At 70.8% G+C, this 16,217-nt stretch carries 13 protein-coding genes and 1 riboswitch; of the genes, 7 read left to right on the top strand and 6 right to left on the bottom strand.

The features are described from left to right. Complete coding sequence (locus FHX37_RS04185) at positions 1–1,119, top strand: sensor histidine kinase (protein WP_141922241.1); 1,119 nt, start codon at positions 1–3, stop codon at positions 1,117–1,119. On the opposite strand, the gene FHX37_RS04180 is transcribed toward FHX37_RS04185, so the two are convergent. Then, positions 1,094–2,170: an NAD-dependent epimerase/dehydratase family protein gene (locus FHX37_RS04180; RefSeq protein WP_141922240.1), complete on the bottom strand. Its 1,077-nt coding sequence runs from the start codon at positions 2,168–2,170 to the stop codon at positions 1,094–1,096. The two genes, FHX37_RS04185 and FHX37_RS04180, sit on opposite strands and share 26 nt — an antisense overlap. A gap of 208 nt (positions 2,171–2,378) precedes the next feature. Between FHX37_RS04180 and FHX37_RS04175 the strand changes: the two genes are divergently transcribed. From FHX37_RS04175 to thiD, 3 genes are all read left to right on the top strand, one after another. Beyond that, positions 2,379–4,013 carry an AMP-binding protein gene (locus FHX37_RS04175; RefSeq protein ID WP_141922239.1) on the top strand — a complete coding sequence of 545 codons (1,635 nt, stop codon included), beginning with the start codon at positions 2,379–2,381 and terminating at the stop codon, positions 4,011–4,013. Positions 4,014–4,221: 208 nt separating this feature from the next. Further along, positions 4,222–5,166 carry a DUF368 domain-containing protein gene (locus FHX37_RS04170; protein WP_141922238.1) on the top strand — a complete coding sequence of 315 codons (945 nt, stop codon included), beginning with the start codon at positions 4,222–4,224 and terminating at the stop codon, positions 5,164–5,166. A gap of 48 nt (positions 5,167–5,214) precedes the next feature. Then, positions 5,215–5,310: riboswitch (TPP riboswitch) on the top strand. After that, positions 5,299–6,168, top strand: a complete 870-nt coding sequence (gene thiD / locus FHX37_RS04165; protein WP_141922237.1) for a bifunctional hydroxymethylpyrimidine kinase/phosphomethylpyrimidine kinase — start codon at positions 5,299–5,301, stop codon at positions 6,166–6,168. (Overlaps the previous riboswitch by 12 nt.) Before the next feature lie 73 nt (positions 6,169–6,241). Here the strand turns inward: thiD and FHX37_RS04160 are convergent, their stop codons facing one another. The 3 genes from FHX37_RS04160 to FHX37_RS04150 form a co-directional block, all read right to left on the bottom strand. Beyond that, positions 6,242–7,660 carry an alanine/glycine:cation symporter family protein gene (locus tag FHX37_RS04160; protein WP_141922236.1) on the bottom strand — a complete coding sequence of 473 codons (1,419 nt, stop codon included), beginning with the start codon at positions 7,658–7,660 and terminating at the stop codon, positions 6,242–6,244. A 379-nt stretch (positions 7,661–8,039) separates the two neighbouring features. Beyond that, positions 8,040–8,288, bottom strand: a complete 249-nt coding sequence (locus FHX37_RS04155; protein ID WP_141922235.1) for a DUF6457 domain-containing protein — start codon at positions 8,286–8,288, stop codon at positions 8,040–8,042. Between the two features lie 234 nt (positions 8,289–8,522). After that, complete coding sequence (locus FHX37_RS04150) at positions 8,523–9,821, bottom strand: pyridoxal phosphate-dependent aminotransferase (RefSeq protein ID WP_141925003.1); 1,299 nt, start codon at positions 9,819–9,821, stop codon at positions 8,523–8,525. Between the two features lie 129 nt (positions 9,822–9,950). On the opposite strand from FHX37_RS04150, the gene FHX37_RS04145 reads away from it, so the two are divergent. Beyond that, positions 9,951–10,898: a LysR family transcriptional regulator gene (locus tag FHX37_RS04145; protein ID WP_141922234.1), complete on the top strand. Its 948-nt coding sequence runs from the start codon at positions 9,951–9,953 to the stop codon at positions 10,896–10,898. Positions 10,899–10,921: 23 nt separating this feature from the next. Here the strand turns inward: FHX37_RS04145 and FHX37_RS04140 are convergent, their stop codons facing one another. Next, positions 10,922–11,248, bottom strand: coding sequence for a hypothetical protein (locus FHX37_RS04140; protein WP_141922233.1), 327 nt, complete (start codon positions 11,246–11,248; stop codon positions 10,922–10,924). 339 nt (positions 11,249–11,587) lie between these two features. Here FHX37_RS04140 and FHX37_RS04135 point away from each other — a divergent pair, with 339 nt between their 5' ends. Together FHX37_RS04135 and FHX37_RS04130 are read left to right on the top strand one after the other, a co-directional pair. Next, complete coding sequence (locus FHX37_RS04135) at positions 11,588–13,441, top strand: asparagine synthase-related protein (protein WP_141922232.1); 1,854 nt, start codon at positions 11,588–11,590, stop codon at positions 13,439–13,441. 152 nt (positions 13,442–13,593) lie between these two features. Continuing rightward, positions 13,594–15,186: a beta-N-acetylhexosaminidase gene (locus FHX37_RS04130; protein ID WP_141922231.1), complete on the top strand. Its 1,593-nt coding sequence runs from the start codon at positions 13,594–13,596 to the stop codon at positions 15,184–15,186. A gap of 20 nt (positions 15,187–15,206) precedes the next feature. Here FHX37_RS04130 and FHX37_RS04125 read toward each other — a convergent pair whose 3' ends face one another. Continuing rightward, entirely contained in the window at positions 15,207–16,100 is an 894-nt protein-coding gene (locus FHX37_RS04125) for a glycerophosphodiester phosphodiesterase (protein WP_141922230.1), read from the bottom strand. Positions 16,101–16,217 lie beyond the last annotated feature (117 nt).

The raw sequence follows: 16,217 nt of genomic DNA, 5'->3' as shown, positions 1-16,217 counted from the left end.
GTGCGTGAGCTTCCCCTGATAGCACTGTTCGCCTTTCTCGGCGCGGCCGCGGCCGGGCTGCTCGGTGCGGTGGTCCTCAGGGTGCTGCGCCACCGGTCGGTCGCCGTGTCGCTCACGGTCGTCGCGGGGGTCACCGTCCTGTCCATGCTGGCCGGGACACTCGCGGTCGCGCGGGCGATGTTCCTGTCACCGCACGACCTGACGGTCGTCACCACCGTCTGCGCCATGGCCGCCATCGTCTCCCTGGCGACGGCGCTGCTTCTGGGCCGGTGGGTGGTCGCCCGCAGCGACGCGCTCACCCGGGCCGCTCGCTCCTTCGGGGAGGGCGGCAGTTTCGCGGCTCCCGAGACACCGGCGACCGCGGAGCTGCAGAGGCTCAGCGAGGAGCTGGCGGCCACCAGCGCGAAACTCCGCGAGTCCCGCGAGCGGGAACAGGCTCTGGAGGAATCCCGCCGCGAGCTGGTCGCCTGGATCTCCCATGACCTGCGGACGCCGCTGGCGGGGCTGCGTGCCATGTCGGAGGCCCTGGAGGACGGGATGGCTCCCGAGCCGCAGCGCTACCTGCAGCGGATCCGCACCGAGGTGGACCGGCTCAACTCCATGGTGGGCGACCTGTTCGAACTGTCCCGGATCCACGCGGGGACGCTGTCCCTGTCCCCCGCTCGGACGTCGACCGACGAACTGTTCGGCGACGCCCTGGCAGCCGCCGGTCCGCTGGCCCGGGAACACGGTATCCACCTGGTCACCGACAGGGTGGAGGGGATACCGGTCGAGGTCGACGGGAAGGAGATGACCCGGGTGCTGGGCAACCTCCTGCTCAACGCCATCCGCAGCACCCCCGCCGACGGCACGGTGGCGATAGCCGCGCAGCGCGGTACCGACGGGGAGACGGCCGTGCTGTCGGTCACCGACAGCTGCGGGGGCATACCGGAACACGACCTGCCGCGGGTCTTCACCACCGGTTGGCGTGGCAACGGCGCCCGCACCCCGCCCTCGGGAGCCGGCCTGGGGCTGGCCATCGTCCGCGGGATCGTCGAGGCCCACGAGGGCCGGGCCGAGGTGCGCAACGTCACCGGTGGTTGCAGCTTCGACGTCACGCTTCCGACCGCGCGGGGCTAGCGGCCGGCCGCTGCTCCGCGCGGGCGAACTCGGCCATCCCCTCGGCGAACCCGACTCTGGCCCGCCAACCGAGTTCGTCCCGGATCCGCTGCGAGGAGGCGGTGATGTGCCGCACGTCGCCGAGCCGGTACTCCCCCGTGAACCGGGGGTGGGGGCCGCCGTGGGAGTCGGCCAGCTGCCGTGCCATGTCGCCGACCGTGTGCGGCTCGCCGCTGCCGGTGTTGAACGCGCGGAGGTGGCCCGGCTCCCGCCCGGGAAGCGCGTGCAGCGCCGCCACGTTCGCCTCCGCGACGTCACGCACGTGCACGAAGTCCCGGCGCTGCCTGCCGTCCTCGAACACCCGCGGGGCCTCCCCCCGCCCCAGGGCGGAACGGAAGAAGGAGGCCACCCCGGCGTAGGGAGTGTTGCTGGGCATCCCGGGGCCGTACACGTTGTGGTACCGGAGGGAGACCGCCCTGCCGCCGGTCTCCCGGGCCCACACTGCTGACAGGTGCTCCTGGGCGAGCTTCGTCACCGCGTAGACGTTGCGGGGGTCGGGCGGTGCCTGCTCGTCCACCAGGCCGGGGCGGAGCTCGTCGCCGCAGTGCGGGCAGGTCGGGTCGAACCTGCCCGCCGCGAGGTCGCTCTCCGACCGTGGGGCGGGGTGTACCGCCGCGTGTGTGGCGCACGTGTAACGCCCCTCCCCGTAGACCACCATGGATCCGGCGAGGACGAGGTCACGCACCCCGGCCTCGGCCATCGCGGCGAGCAGCTCGGCCGTTCCGCCGTTGTTGCAGTTGACGTAGGCCGGCGCGTCGCCGAACCCGGTCCCCATGCCCACCATGGCGGCCTGGTGGCACACGGCGTCCACGCCACGCAGGGCACTGCGGACGGCCGCGCGGTCGGTGACGTCCGCGCGGACCCATTCGGCCTCCGCCGGCAGGGACGGCGGTGCCGTGTGCGCCGACTCCAGCAGCGCGTCCAGCACGACCGGTTCGTGCGACCGCTCCACCAGGGCGGCGACGATGTGCGAACCGATGAACCCCGCACCTCCGGTGACAAGTATCCGCATGGGGGCGAGCCTACGGGCTCGTCCCCGGCCTTCCCCACGGGCCGGTACGCGTCGTCACCGTTTCGTAAGTTCCGGCCGCGGCGGTTCCCCTCCATCTCGCCCCGCATCCGCCCCCGCCTCGGACCGGCCCGACCAGCTGTGATGCTCCCCATACCGGAAAGGTCGGTCGTCACCGTCATGTAGGGGTAGACCGGGATCCGGGGAAAACATGACCGAAGAACAGTTCCGCTCGCGCGACACCACCCATAACGAGATCACCCTCGCGGGGCTGCTGGATGCGGTCACCGCGGCTGTTCCCGACCGCCTGGCCGTCATCGCGGGCCCGCGGCGGATGACCTATGCCGTGCTCAACGAACGCGCGACGCGTTTCGCGCGCCACCTCCTCCGGTACGGCATCGCCCCCGGTGAACACGTCGCGATCCTGTCCTTCAACCGGGGCGAGTGGCTGGAGGCGGCATTCGGGGCCCTGCGGGCCGGAGCGGTACCGATCAACGTGAACTACCGCTATGTCGCCGGCGAGCTCCGGTACCTCCTGGACGACGCCGACGCCGCGGCCCTGGTCGTCGAACGGTCACTCGCCGCGCCGGTCGAGACGATCCGCGCGGAGCTTCCCCGACTGCGGCACGTGGTCCTGCTGGACGACGGCACCGACCACGACCCCACGCCCGGCGTCGACTACGAGACCGCCATGGCCTCGGCAGCGGACGAGCCGGACGTTCCCGCGTGCCCGGGCGGGGCGGATGCCGAGGCGCGGTACCTCATCTACACCGGCGGCACCACCGGCATGCCCAAGGGGGTGGTGTGGCGCCAGGCGGACATCTTCCACGCCGCCCTCGAACGCCGCCGCCCGGGGGAGGCCCGTGCCCGCCACCCGGGGGAGCTGGGGGAACGCGCACGCCAGTGCCGCCCCCGGCGGATGCTGGTGCTGGGGCCGCTGATGCACGCGGCCGGGCAGTGGAACGCCCTGAGCATGCTCTTCAACGGGAAGACCGTCGTGCTGAACACCGCGCGGACGTTCGACCCGGCGGAGGTCGTCGCCCTCGCGGACCGGGAGAGCGCGCACATAGTGCAGCTCGTCGGGGACGCGATGGCCCGGCCCCTGGCCCAGCAGCTCCTCACACAGCCCCGGCTCTGCCCCTCCCTGGACACCGTGACCTCGGGCGGCACCCCGCTCACGCCCGCCGTGCGCGAGCTGTGGTTCCGATGGCGTCCGGGGATCACCCTCACGGACAGCTACGGCGGTTCGGAGACCGGCGTGTGCGGCGCCGCCGAGACCGAGGGTGGCACCCGCAGCTTCACCATGGGAGCGAGCGTCGCCGTGCTGGACGACGGGATGCGTCCGTTGCCTCCCGGATCGCAGCAGGTCGGACGGATCGCGCGCAGCGGCCGTATCCCCGCCGGCTACTACAACGACCCGGAGGCCAGCGCCCGCACCTTCCCCGTCGACGGGGAAGGACGGCGCTGGGTGATGTCGGGCGACCTCGGCATGGTCTCCGAGGACGGCACGATCGTGTTGCTGGGGCGCGGTTCGGCGGTCATCAACACCGGTGGCGAGAAGGTCTATCCCGAGGAGGTGGAGTCGGTGCTCACCGCGCACCCGGAGGTCGGGGACGCCATCGTGGTCGCCGCTCCCGACGAGAGCCTCGGGCAACGCGTCGCCGCCGTCATATCCCCCTCAGCCGGCGCCTCCCCCGCCCCTGACGAGCTGCGCCGGCACTGCCGCCGGCAGCTCGCCGGCTTCAAGGTTCCCCGGGCGTTCCATGTCGTGGCGCACGTACAGCGGACAGCGGTGGGCAAACAGGACTACCGTTGGGCGGCCAGCGTGGTGGGCGGCGCCGGGTAACGAGAACTCCGCGCCCCGCGCGGAACCGCTGGGCGGCGTCTTTGGCCGGAGCGCCGCTGACGTGCCACCGCCCGGCCGAACGCGCGAACGCCCAGCCCCGCGGGCCGAGCACGTACCCTACACTCACGGACACGCCATCCTCGGGGCCGTGAACCCGGATGGGGCGCCGTCCTGTCTCTCCGTCTGTTCCCCGGAAACGAAACGAACCATGGCCAACTCAATCGGATCCCCCCTGCTCAACGTGCTACGTGGCGCGCTCATCGGCACCAGTGAGGTCGTACCGGGGGTCAGCGGCGGCACGATCGCCCTGATCGTCGGCATCTACGAGCGGCTCATCACCTCGGCCGGACACGTGCTCAGCGGTGTCAAGCTGGCCGCGACGGACCTGCCGCAAGGACGCGGCGGCAGCCGCGCCAGTGCCGAGTTCCGCAGAGCCGAGTGGGGGCTGGTGCTGGCGGTACTGGTCGGTATGCTCGCGGCGGCCCTCCTGGGGGCCACCTTCCTCGCTCCGCTGGTCGAGGAGCACCAGCAGCGTTCGTACGCGCTCTTCTTCGGTCTCGTCCTCGCGTCGCTGTGGGTCCCCTACTCCGGTTCCGGCAGGGCGTGGTCCGCGGGGCACTACCTGCTCGCGCTGGCCGTGGCGGCCGGGGCGTTCGTACTGACCGGCCTTCCGCCCTCGGAGGTCACTCCGAACCCGGTGATCGTGTTCGGAGCCGCAGCGGTGGCGATCTGCGCACTGGTCCTGCCCGGCATGTCCGGATCGTTCCTCCTGCTGACCTTCGGGTTGTACACGGCGACCATGGACGCCGTCAGCGCGCGTGACTTCGGTTACCTGGGGGTGTTCGCGGTCGGGGCGGTCTTCGGCCTGGCCTTCTTCGTGAAACTGCTCCAGTGGCTGCTGGAGCACCAGCACCGCGTCACGCTGGTGGTGATGACCGGGATCCTGGCCGGGTCGCTGCGCGCGCTGTGGCCCTGGCAGGATGAGGACCGCGCGCTGCACGCCCCCGCCGGGGACGTTGCGGTCACGGTGGCACTCATGGTGGTGGGCTTCGTCACCGTGGCCGCGGTGCTGCTGATCGCTCGCAGGGCCGGAGGAGACGACGGCGCCGCGGCGGACGACAGCGGCGCTCCCGAGGGGGCCGGGCGCGTCTAGTGCCCGTTTGGCGGGCGCTCAGAACCAGGAGCACACACAACCGGATGCATCGACGGCGCGGGGTGCCGGTTCCGGCCGGCTGAGAGCACACCCGTCGAACCTGATCTAGCTCGAACTAGCGAAGGAACGCCATTGCGTAGTTACAACATCCTGTCGGTCGCGGGAAGCGATCCGAGCGGCGGTGCCGGTGTCCAGGCGGACCTGAAGACGTTCTCCGCTCTCGGCGGGTACGGCATGAGCGTGCTGACGGCGCTCACGGCCCAGTCCACCACCGGTGTCACCGGGGTGCACGAGGTGCCCGCGCGTTTCGTCGGCGAGCAGCTCGACACCCTCCTCTCCGACGTCCGGGTGGACGCCGTCAAGATCGGGATGCTGGCCAGTGCCGAGATCGTGGGAGTGGTTGCCTCCGCGATCGACCGCTACGGGCTGGGAAACGTGGTGCTGGACCCGGTGATGGTCGCGAAGAGCGGTGACCGGCTACTGGCGGACTCCGCCACCGAGGCGCTGCGCACCGAGCTGCTGCCACGCGCCGACCTGCTGACCCCGAACCTGCCCGAGGCGGCTGATCTGCTCGGTTCCGGGGAGGCGCGCGACATCGACGGTATGGCGGAGCAGGCGGAGCGCCTCCGCGCGATGGGCGCGTCCCGCGTCCTGCTCAAGGGGGGGCACCTCGCCTCCGGAGACGGCGTGGCCGACTCCGGCCAGGCGGAGGCCCGCAGCGTGGACGTGCTGGTGACCGCGGCCTCCGAGCCCGAGGTGTTCTCGGCCCGCCGGGTCGCGACCCGCAACACGCACGGCACCGGCTGCACCCTCTCCTCGGCGGTCGCGGCGCTGCGACCGCAACGCGGGGACTTCCCGACGGCGGTCTCCGAAGCGAAGACGTACCTCACCGCGGCCCTGGAACAGGCCGACACGTTGGAGGTCGGCAACGGTCGCGGACCGTTGCACCATTTCTTCTCCTGGTGGGGAGAACCGTCCCGGGACGGCGGGCACCGTTCGTAACGAACAACCCCGTCGGACGGGGTCCGGGTGCGAGAGGCCTCTCCCGCACCCGGACCGGAGGTAGGCGCGCGGCTCACTCCCGCACGTCGGGAACGGACGCGTCGGGGTCGCGCCAGTTGGGGTTGGCGAAGTACCTCTTCGACTCCGCGACCACCACGGGGGACAGCAGTAGCAGACCGAGCAGGTTGGGCAGTGCCATCAGCCCGTTGGCGATGTCGCTGAAGATCCAGATGAGCTCCAGGGACACGGTGGCGCCCACGTAGATGACCGCCACGAACACGACCCGGTACACCAGGACACCCTTGTGCCCGGCGAGGAAGTCGATGCACCGCTCGCCGTAGTACGACCAGCCGAGGATGGTGGTGAAGGCGAACACCACGACCGCGATGGCGATGGCGTAAGCCCCCATCGACCCCAGGGCGGGGGAGATCGTGGACAGCCCCTCGTTCAGCGCCTGCGAGGTCAGCAGCGAGCCGTCCGCGGCTTCCTCCACCTTCCACACGCCGGTGACGATGATGACCAGGCAGGTCATGGTCACCACCACGATGGTGTCGATGAAGGTCTGGGTCATGGAGACCATCGCCTGGCGCACGGGCTGGTCCGTCTTCGCCGCAGCCGCGGCGATCGCGCCGGTGCCCAGGCCCGACTCGTTGGAGAAGATACCGCGGGCGACACCCCACTGCATCACGGCGAGCACGGTCGCACCCGCGAACCCGCCGGTGGCCGCCGTTCCGGTGAACGCGTCGGTGACGACCAGTGCCAGCGCGGCGGGAATGTCGCCGACGTGCACCAGCAGCACGGTCAGGGCGATGACGATGTACAGCAGGACCATGATCGGGACGATGGCCGAGGCGACCCGGCCGATGCTCTTGATCCCGCCGATGATCACCGCGCCGGCCAAGACCACGAGCACGATCCCGACCAGCCACGTCGGCACGTTCCAGACGCTCTCCAGCTGTTGGGACACGGTGTTCGCCTGGGTCCCGTTGCCGATACCGAACGCGGCGATGGCACCGAACAGGGCGAAGAGCCCGCCCAGCACCATGCCGAGTCCGCCGGGCAGACCGTTGCGGAGGTAGAACATCGGCCCGCCGCTCTGCTGGCCGACGCTGTCCTTGCGCCGGTACTTCACACCCAGCAGTGCCTCGCTGTACTTGGTGGCCATACCGACCAGACCGGTCACCCACATCCAGAACAGCGCACCGGGCCCGCCGAGGCCGATCGCGAGTCCGGCACCGGCGATGTTGCCCACGCCCACCGTGGCGGCGAGCGCGGTGCTCAGCGCCTGGTAGTGCGAGATGTCGCCTTCGGTGCCTTCCGGCTCCTTACGCCGGATCAGGGCGAGCCACAGAGCGTGGAACAGCTTGTGGAACTGCAGCAGCCGCAGCCGGATGGTGAGGAACAACCCGGTCAGCAGCAGCAGTGGGATGAGGACGAACGGTCCCCAAACGATCTCGGATATCAGATCCAGCATGTCCTGGAGTTGTTCCATGAACCGGGCTCCCTATCGATCGGATGCAGGGGATGGTGCCGCTGTTCCGGTGCCCGCTCGTAGCGGCTCCGGCCCGATGGCGGCTGCGCGCACCGTAGCTGTAAACCAGGGATAGCGCACAGCCAGATTTGCACCGACTTGTCACGCTTACATCACTTTTCTTCCACATGCGAGTTTCGTCTGGAACACATGATGCATACGTGACCAGCGATAACTGGCTCCTGTCCGGTGGACGCTGTTCGCCGCGAACGGCGCGTCCGGTGCCGTGACGGCACGGCCGGGGACACAGGCGGAGCGGATCCCTCCGCCGACCGACGGGAACGTCGCCGGCACGGCACCGGAGCGTCGCGCGGTAGGACGGGCGTCCACCAAACAGGGCCTACCCCTCCCCAGAGGACTGTTCGAGAGCGAGGGCGCTGAGCGCCGCCGCGGCCTCAGCCGGATCGGCTCCCCGACCGACGGCGATGCCGAGCAGGTACGTGGTGAGTGGTGCGGCGGGACGGGCCACCGAGTGCGCCGCGTCCCGCGCCAGGTCGAGCACGCGGTCGACATCGGCCCCGTCGAACTCGACTTCCGTCGAAATCTCCAGTTCGGCGCAGGCCTCCTGCGCCCATTCGAGCAAGGTCATCACTACGCCGGGCGCGACCGCCCCACGGTTGCGGAGCCCGCACCCGCCTCCTTTCCGGTGGTACAGGCGTCTCTGCGACACGTTGGGACCAGAACGCTGCCGGGAAACACGACGCGGCTCCACGCGCAGCGATGATGGTGCATACGCCGCAGCGGCGCACTGCGACACGACCAGTCTGGCATCCTTCCGGCCCGCAACGGGTTTCCCACGGTGCGCGCCGCCGCCCGGCCCGGCTCAGCCCGCCTGGGCATCCGCCATACCGCGGTCCTCCCGCCACAGCCGGGTCACCTCTCCCAGGACCTCCTCCAACCGGTCCAGATGCGCCCGGACCCAGGGCAACTCCGTCGGGGTCTCGGCGTGGAGGGCCGCGTAGCGCTGCTCCTCCGTTTCGCCGTAGAGCTGGCTCGTCGCCACCCGCATCCGCAACGCGTGGGGGTCCTCCCCGAACTCCTGGGCCGGCAGCACCCCCATCCCGTACTGTTCCAGCAGGTGGCTCGTGAGTTCGGACCCGGTGCCAACCCCCAACTCGGCGGTGAGGTGGGAGCGCATACCCGCGAAGTCGGGGTAGAGGTAGAAACCCGCCTGCGGCTGGGCCACACGCGCCCCGGCCGACCGGAACCGCTCGGTGACCGCCTCCGCGACGATGCCGTGCAGCCTGCGACTGCGCGCGATGTGCTCCGTGATCTCCTCCGGCTCGGTGTAGGCGTAGGCAGCGGCCTGTTGGACCGGTGCCGCGGGACTGGACCAGATCTCGCTCGCCACCCCGAGAAGGCCCCTCCACAGCCTGCGTCCCGTGTCACTGTCGGGCAGCCGGACGGTTCCCAGCCGCCACCCTCCCAGTGCCAGGTTCTTGCTCACTCCGGTGGAGACCACCGTACGTTCCGGGGCGAACTCCGCGGGACTGTGCACCTCGGCCCGCGGGTCGTAGACGAGATCGCGGTAGATCTCGTCGGAGACGATGACCAGGTCGAGCTCGCGGGCCGTCTCGGCCAAGAGGCGAAGGGTCTCGGGACCGGCGAGGGTACCGGTGGGGTTGTCCGGGACGGTCACGATGACGCTGCGCACCTCCCTCCCCCGGTTGCGGGCGTCGGTCACGGCCGCGGCGAGGAGGTCGGGTTGCGGCACTCCCCCGTGCTCCGGCGCGGCGGGTACCGGCAGGGGCCGCTGCCCGGCCAGACACGTCTGGGCCGCGTAGCTGACCCAGCTCGGGGCGGCGATCGCGGCGTCCCCGCCGAGGGCCAACAGCATGCCGTACAGCAGGGGTTTGCTTCCGGGGCCGGCGAGTGTCAGGGCCGGGTCGGCCGGGATGCCCCTGCGCTCCCAGTACCCCGCTGCCGCCTCGCGCAGCTCCCACGTTCCCGCCACCGGACCGTAGGTGTTCATGCCGGCCCCCCGCGACAGGGCCTCCCGCAACACGGGGTGCACGGGAAGCCCCGCCTCGCCGAACCCCAGTGGGAGGACGGGCAGGCCCGAGCGCCGCCGCTGAGCGATCGCTTCGTTGACGGCGAGGGTGGCGGACAGGGAGACAGGCATGGAGAGATCAACTCGCACAACTCGGTGTCAGGACGAACGGGGTGGCTGTGCCACCCCTCGTTGCCACCCTGCCCCGCACTTTCCATCAGTACAAGCGAATCTTTTCGATGCTTAGAGTAAGATAAAGTTATGCTCGACTTGTGGCGCCTCCAGATACTCAAGGAGTTCGCGGACCGCGGGACGATCGCGGCCACCGCCCAGACGCTCGGTTACACCCCGTCCGCGGTCTCCCAGCAGTTGTCCGCCCTGGAGCGTGAGGCAGGGGCGCCGTTACTGGACCGCACCGCCAGAACCGCCGAGCTCACCGACGGGGGGCGGCTGCTCGCCGAGCACGCCGAACAGATCCTGGCGATGGTCGAAGCCGCGGAGTCCGTGCTGGCGGAACGCTCCGACACACCCTCCGGACGCGTCACGGTCACGGCGTTCCCGACAGCCGCCGTGGCGTTCGCTCCCGAGCTCGCGCACCGGCTGCGCCAGCATCCGGAGATGCAGCTCGTGCTACGCCAGACCATGGAGAGCAACGGGGCGCGTCCGGTGAGCGCGGCGGAGGCCGACATCGCTCTCGTCGACGACTGGACCGGAGGCGATCCGGGCACCTCCGCCGGTAAGCTCCGCAGCATCCGTCTGCTGCACGATCCCATGGTGCTCGCGGTTCCGGCGGAGCACCCGCTGGCCGACCCCCGGCGCCCGGTGGAGCTGTCCCACCTGTTGGACGAGGTGTGGCTCGCGACTCCCCACGGGGAGCCGTCCCGGCACGGGACCAACCGGCTCCTCGCCGAGGTGGGGGGCTCGCCCGCCACCGCCTGGGAGTTCGAAGGGTTCGGTACGATCCTCAGTCTGGTCGCCAGCGGTACCGGTATCGCCGCGGTCCCCGAGCTGGCGCTGGCGGCCGCACGGGAGGGGCTGGCGTTCCGTCGGCTTCCGGCCAGCGCTCCGGCGCGCGACGTTTACGCTCTCGTCCGCGCCACCAGCGTGCGGCGCCCCGCCATCGACGCGACGTTACGGGCCCTGGAAACCGCGGCGGCGGGTATCCGAGCCACCCTCGACTCCGCGTTGGACGAGGACACCGGAGTGTGAAGCGGCCGGGCGGGCCCGACCACTCACGCTTCCGCCTGTCCTCCGACGAAACCGCAGCGGCGCTGCGCACGCCGCAGCCGGCGCCGCAGCCGGCGGGCGAGATGGCGGGTCCGGTCCCGGTCCTCGCGCTTGTTCCACCACAACGCGTACACCTCGAGGCGGCGCTGGCGCAGTGCTGCCAGTTCCTCCTCCAGCTGGCGCACCCGCTGGTCGATCGCGTGGTGGTCGTTCTCGTGACGGCGCATCTCGGCATCATGCCGCTGAGCTTCCCGCTCCTTGCGGCGAAGCTCGGCAGCGACGCCGCTGGCGTATTCGGCGTCGCGCGCACGGTCAGGACTAACGAACCACACATGTACCGGATAACCCGAACATGCCGGTTATCACTGGCACCCAACATAAAAATTCCGGAAAATACCAGATTCTGGACAACCCTGTCCGGAGCCGCCCCCGGTCAGCGCCCCCACCAGCGCCACCGCGCCGCAGGCACGCGCCGCCTCGGCATCCTCCCGTCGTCGGCCCGTAACGGCCGCGCCCCGGCCCGTCCTCCTGTGCGGAAGCTGAAAATACGGCGACAACCCGGTGAACGCCGGCCCGTACGGTAGCGCCGCGGCGGTGTTCCGGAGTCTCCTGGGGAGAAAACCGCCGGACGGCGACGGCAACTCCCGCGCCGATGACCGAGGAGCATCCGGATGCGCTTCTATCTCGCTCTCGCGACGGCAGACCCGCGGGCACCGATCCCCCCGCACACGCTCGAGAGCGCTCGCCGGTTGGCGGATCTCGTGCTTCCCGTCCCGGAGGGCTCCCTGCGCCACACGACGTGGTCAGCGCCGAACGACAACGTCGCCCTGCTGGCCTGGACCAACGAACCCGACCACTCGTGGCTGCCCGACCCCCTGGTTCCTGTCGGCCACGGCGGGGACTCCGGTGCGCTCGGCTACCCCGGCTACCTGGCCGACGCCCGCGACCTCCAACGGCTTTGCACCGCTACCGACCTGGGGGCGACCGTCGACGCGACGGCCGGCTCCTTCGGAGTGTTCCGCGCCGTACCCGGAGGGATCGACGCCGTTACCTCGATCACGCGCACCGACCCCGTGTACCACTGCCAACGCGCCGGACTGCACGTCGTCGGGAACCGGGCGGTTCTCACCCACCTCACCGCCAGGGCAGCGGAGGAGGGGGAGGGAGCCCCCCTTCCCCCCACCCCCGAGTACGACATCGCCCCGATGCACATGCTCGTCCGGCAGGGGTACTACATGAGTGACGACACCCCGTTCGCAGGGCTGAGCACCCTCCCCGAGCTGGCCACCCTGCGGATCCGCGACGGACACGCCGCAGTGCTCCGCCGGGAGCTCCCCCAGCCCGCCCCGGCGCCCGTCACACCACGGCAGCGCAGGAGGCAGGTGGAGCGGCTGGCCGACGCCCTCCTCGCATCGGTGGATCCGGTACGCGAACACTCCGAGGGCATCTCCCTTTCGTTGACCGGTGGCAGGGACAGCCGGCTCGTGGCCGCGACGCTGCACGCGGCAGGTATCCCGTTCCGCGCCACCACACGGGGATTCGCCGACCATCCGGACGTCGTGCTGGCCCGCCGCATCTGCGCCGAGCTGGGGGTCGAGGACCACCGTGTGACCGAGCCGCAGCGGGACGGCTCTGACTCGGTCCTGGTCGAGCACCCCTTCCCGCGCACGCTCCGCCTGATCAGGATGACGGAGGGGATGAACTCCGCGTTCGAACAGGTGATCTCGCCTCCCTCCTTCCTGTTGGAGGCGCGGCTCTCCGGATCGGGCGGCGAGGCGCTGCGCGGCGGTTGGCTCAACGACCAGCGGGACCTCAGACGCGACTCCCTGCTCAAACGGTTGCGCACGATCACCCTCGCCCAGTCGGCACTGATGACCCCGGAGGCCAACGCGCGGGCGCACGAGCTGTTCCAGCAGTTCCACGCGATGTGCGAACCGGACTTCCCGCTCGGTCTGGACCGCCTGTTCCTCAAGTTCCGCAGCGGCCGCTGGCTTCCCGGGTCGCGTACCGCCACGCTCATCGGCTACTGCATGTACCACCCGTTCCTGGACCACCGGGTGCGGTGGGAGGCGATGTCGCTGTCTCCCACGTGGCGCTGGTCGGAGGGTGTGGTGCACGAGCTCATAGCACAGCTCGCCCCGCCGCTGGCGCGGATGCCGGTCGCCGACCGCCCCTGGCGTTTCGACCACAGACGGGTGTACAACCCGCTGCACCGCATCGCCCGGCGTTCGCGGCCGGCGCTGCGCGCCCGCACTACGGTCGGCGGTTTCGACTGGCGGCGCAAGCTGGGCCCGGAGTACGTCGCTCCGATGCGCGAACGCGTTCTGGACACTCCGGAACTGTTCCGACTCATGGATCGCTCCGAGGCCGAACGGATCCTCACCGAGGACCCGCCCACCCGGCCCAACCAGATATGGAACCTCTACACCATCGCCCTGCTGCTCTCCGACGAGTGGCTTCCCGCCAGTGTCACGGCTCCGGCCACCGATCCGCGGCCCGACCCGGTCCGGGTACCCATCCGCTGAGCCCCGGAAGGCGCCGGACCGCCCGAGCGCACGGACACGGCGGACTTTCCGGGCGTGTTTCCCGTCCCCGTTCGAGGGCTCACCCATACCTTTTTCCGCCTCCGCGTGGCACGATGGCCCCACAGCTGGTCTAGACCGGATTGGAAAGCCCCATGCCCGCAGCATCCGCCCCAGAGCAGTCGCTCGTCCCCCGACCCGGTGAGCTGTCGACCGATCCGCAACGGAGCTGCGTCCTGAGCGCCGCCACCCGGATCGGTGCCTCCCCGGGAGCGGAGCACGTCGCCGCGTGGCTTCGCACCCGCCTGGGCGCGGCCACCGGTTTCCCGTTCCCCCCTCCCAGTGACGACGACGGACCGGACACGGCATCGATCCTGCTGCGCCTCGACCACGAGAGCGGCGTGGCGCCGGAGGGCTACCAACTGGTCAGCGGCCCCGACGGCGTGACCGTCACCGCGAGCGACGCCGCCGGCGTGTTCTACGGCGCCCAGACGCTCCTCCAGCTACTGCCCTACGACGTCCACCGGAGCGCCCCCTCGCACAGCACCACGTGGGAACTTCCGAGCACCCGGATCACCGACCAGCCGCGTTTCGGCTGGCGCGGGTGCATGCTCGACGTCGCACGGCACTTCATGCCCAAACACGAGGTGCTGCGATTCATCGACCTGCTGGCCATGCACAAACTCAACGTGCTGCACCTGCACCTCACCGACGACCAGGGCTGGCGTGTGGAGATCAAGCGCTACCCGAAGCTCACCGAGGTGGGGGCCTGGCGGCGCGAGAGCCAGGTGGGACCCACCCGCCCTCCCGCGTTCGACGGTCGGCCGCACGGTGGCTACTACACCCAGGAGGACATCCGCGAGATCGTGTCCTACGCCGCGGCCCGGCACATCACCGTGGTACCGGAGATCGACGTCCCCGGGCACTCACAGGCCGCGATCGCCGCCTACCCGTACCTCGGGGAGGGCGACCCCGTCGAGGTCGGTTGCGAGTGGGGCATCATCGACAGGGTGCTCAACGTCTCCGACACCACCCTGGAGTTCTACCGCGCCGTCTTCGACGAGGTCATGGAGCTGTTCCCCAGCACCTACATCTGCGTCGGCGGGGACGAGTGCCCCAAACGGCAGTGGCGGGCCAGCGCGACGGCGCAGCAGAGGATCCGCGAGGAGGGGCTCGCTGACGAGGACGAGCTGCAGAGCTGGTTCATCCGCCAGTTCGCCGAGTACTTCGCCGAGCACGGTCGCCGCCTGCTGGGGTGGGACGAGATCCTGGAGGGAGGACTGCCGGAAGGCGCCACCGTGGCGTCCTGGCGCGGGACCCAGGGCGGGATAGCGGCGGCCCGGGCGGGCCACGACGTGGTGATGTGCCCGACGGGCACGAACTACCTGGACTACCGCCAGTCCGACTCCCCCGAAGAGCCCGTGTCGGTCGGCCCCGTCCTGACCCTCGCCGACGTGTACACCGCGGAACCGATCCCGCCGGAGCTCGCCTCCGCCGGCGGGGAGCGCGTGCGTGGCGCCCAGGTCAACGTGTGGACCGAGCACATGGACACCCCGCGCTCGGTCGACTACATGACCTTCCCGCGGCTGTCGGCGTTCTCCGAGGTCGTGTGGTCGGCGGGTGAGCGTGCCTACGCGGAGTTCCTGCCCCGGTTGGAGCGGCACCTCGCCCGCCTGGACGCCGCCGGGGTGGAGTACCGGCCGTTGGCCGGCCCCCACCCCTGGCAGCAGCGTCCGGCACTCGGGTGAGCGCGGTCGCGCCCGGCCGTTCAGGGGCGCGGTCGGGCGCCCGTCTCCTCGGCGATGACCTCCCGGGCGACGTCCGGGTAGTCGGAGATCAGGCCGTCGACCCCCTTGTCGAGGGCGGAACGCATGTCCGCGGCGTCGTTGACGGTGTAGACGAACATCCCCATCCCCGCGTCGTGCACGGAGTCGACGTAGTCGGCGTCCACGGACTCGTGGTTCGGGTTGACCATGTCGGCCCACTGCGCGTACTCGTCGAGCTCCGCCTCCGGCACGGTTCCGAGAAGGCCGTGGGGGACCATCGGGAGCCTGTCGTGTGAGCTGCGTACGGAGTCCCATTCAAAGCTCTGGATCACGAGGCGCTGGTGCCCGCCGGGACGTGTGGGGGCCAGCCACTCCGGGTTGCGGGTGAACTCGCGAGCGATGTCGGACTCGATCCCGGGGTGGCGGCCGGGCGATTTGATCTCCAGCAGGAGGTTGAGATCGTGCGCGCGGAGCCGGTCCAGCGCCTCCTGCAGGGTGGGAACCGGCTCTCCCGCGAACCGGGGGCCGAACCAGGAGCCGGCGTCCAGCTCCCTGAGCTCCTCCAGGGTGAACCGGTCGACCTCGTAGGAGTCCTCGCCGGGGAAGACCTCCTCGGCGTCGGTGGTGCGTTCCAGCGTGGTGTCGTGCATGAGGACGAGCTCGCCGTCCTTACTGCGCTGCACGTCGACCTCCACGGTGGTGGCGTCGTGCTGGGCCGCCGCGTCCACGGCGGCGAGCGTGTTCTCGGGGGCGTAGGCGGAGGCTCCCCGGTGCGCGATGTCGGTGACAGGGGCGTCGGGCGGGCCGTTCTGGGCCACCGCGCCGGCGGCGGTTCCCGTACCGCCCACGGCGAGGCCGGCCACCACGGCCACTACAGCTCCGAACCGTCGGAACATGGCACTCCCTCGGTCGGGACACGTTTCACTGCCTCCGGCAGACTCGGCGGTCGCGGTTACCGCCGGGTTGCCGCGGGGCGAGTGGAGGATGCACCAGCCGGGAACTCCCACGTCCCG

Source organism: Haloactinospora alba (genome assembly GCF_006717075.1).
GTDB lineage: Bacteria > Actinomycetota > Actinomycetes > Streptosporangiales > Streptosporangiaceae > Haloactinospora > Haloactinospora alba.
This window is presented reverse-complemented; position numbering and strand designations above follow the sequence as displayed.

Excerpts from the sequence above, each read along its gene's own strand:
- FHX37_RS04180 (WP_141922240.1), bottom strand. The coding sequence starts at position 2,170 with ATGCGGATACTTGTCACCGGAGGTGCGGGGTTCATCGGTTCGCACATC.
- FHX37_RS04175 (WP_141922239.1), top strand. The coding sequence starts at position 2,379 with ATGACCGAAGAACAGTTCCGCTCGCGCGACACCACCCATAACGAGATC.
- FHX37_RS04170 (WP_141922238.1), top strand. The coding sequence starts at position 4,222 with ATGGCCAACTCAATCGGATCCCCCCTGCTCAACGTGCTACGTGGCGCG.
- FHX37_RS04160 (WP_141922236.1), bottom strand. The coding sequence starts at position 7,660 with ATGGAACAACTCCAGGACATGCTGGATCTGATATCCGAGATCGTTTGG.
- FHX37_RS04155 (WP_141922235.1), bottom strand. The coding sequence starts at position 8,288 with ATGACCTTGCTCGAATGGGCGCAGGAGGCCTGCGCCGAACTGGAGATT.
- FHX37_RS04150 (WP_141925003.1), bottom strand. The coding sequence starts at position 9,821 with ATGCCTGTCTCCCTGTCCGCCACCCTCGCCGTCAACGAAGCGATCGCT.
- FHX37_RS04145 (WP_141922234.1), top strand. The coding sequence starts at position 9,951 with ATGCTCGACTTGTGGCGCCTCCAGATACTCAAGGAGTTCGCGGACCGC.
- FHX37_RS04135 (WP_141922232.1), top strand. The coding sequence starts at position 11,588 with ATGCGCTTCTATCTCGCTCTCGCGACGGCAGACCCGCGGGCACCGATC.
- FHX37_RS04130 (WP_141922231.1), top strand. The coding sequence starts at position 13,594 with ATGCCCGCAGCATCCGCCCCAGAGCAGTCGCTCGTCCCCCGACCCGGT.
- FHX37_RS04125 (WP_141922230.1), bottom strand. The coding sequence starts at position 16,100 with ATGTTCCGACGGTTCGGAGCTGTAGTGGCCGTGGTGGCCGGCCTCGCC.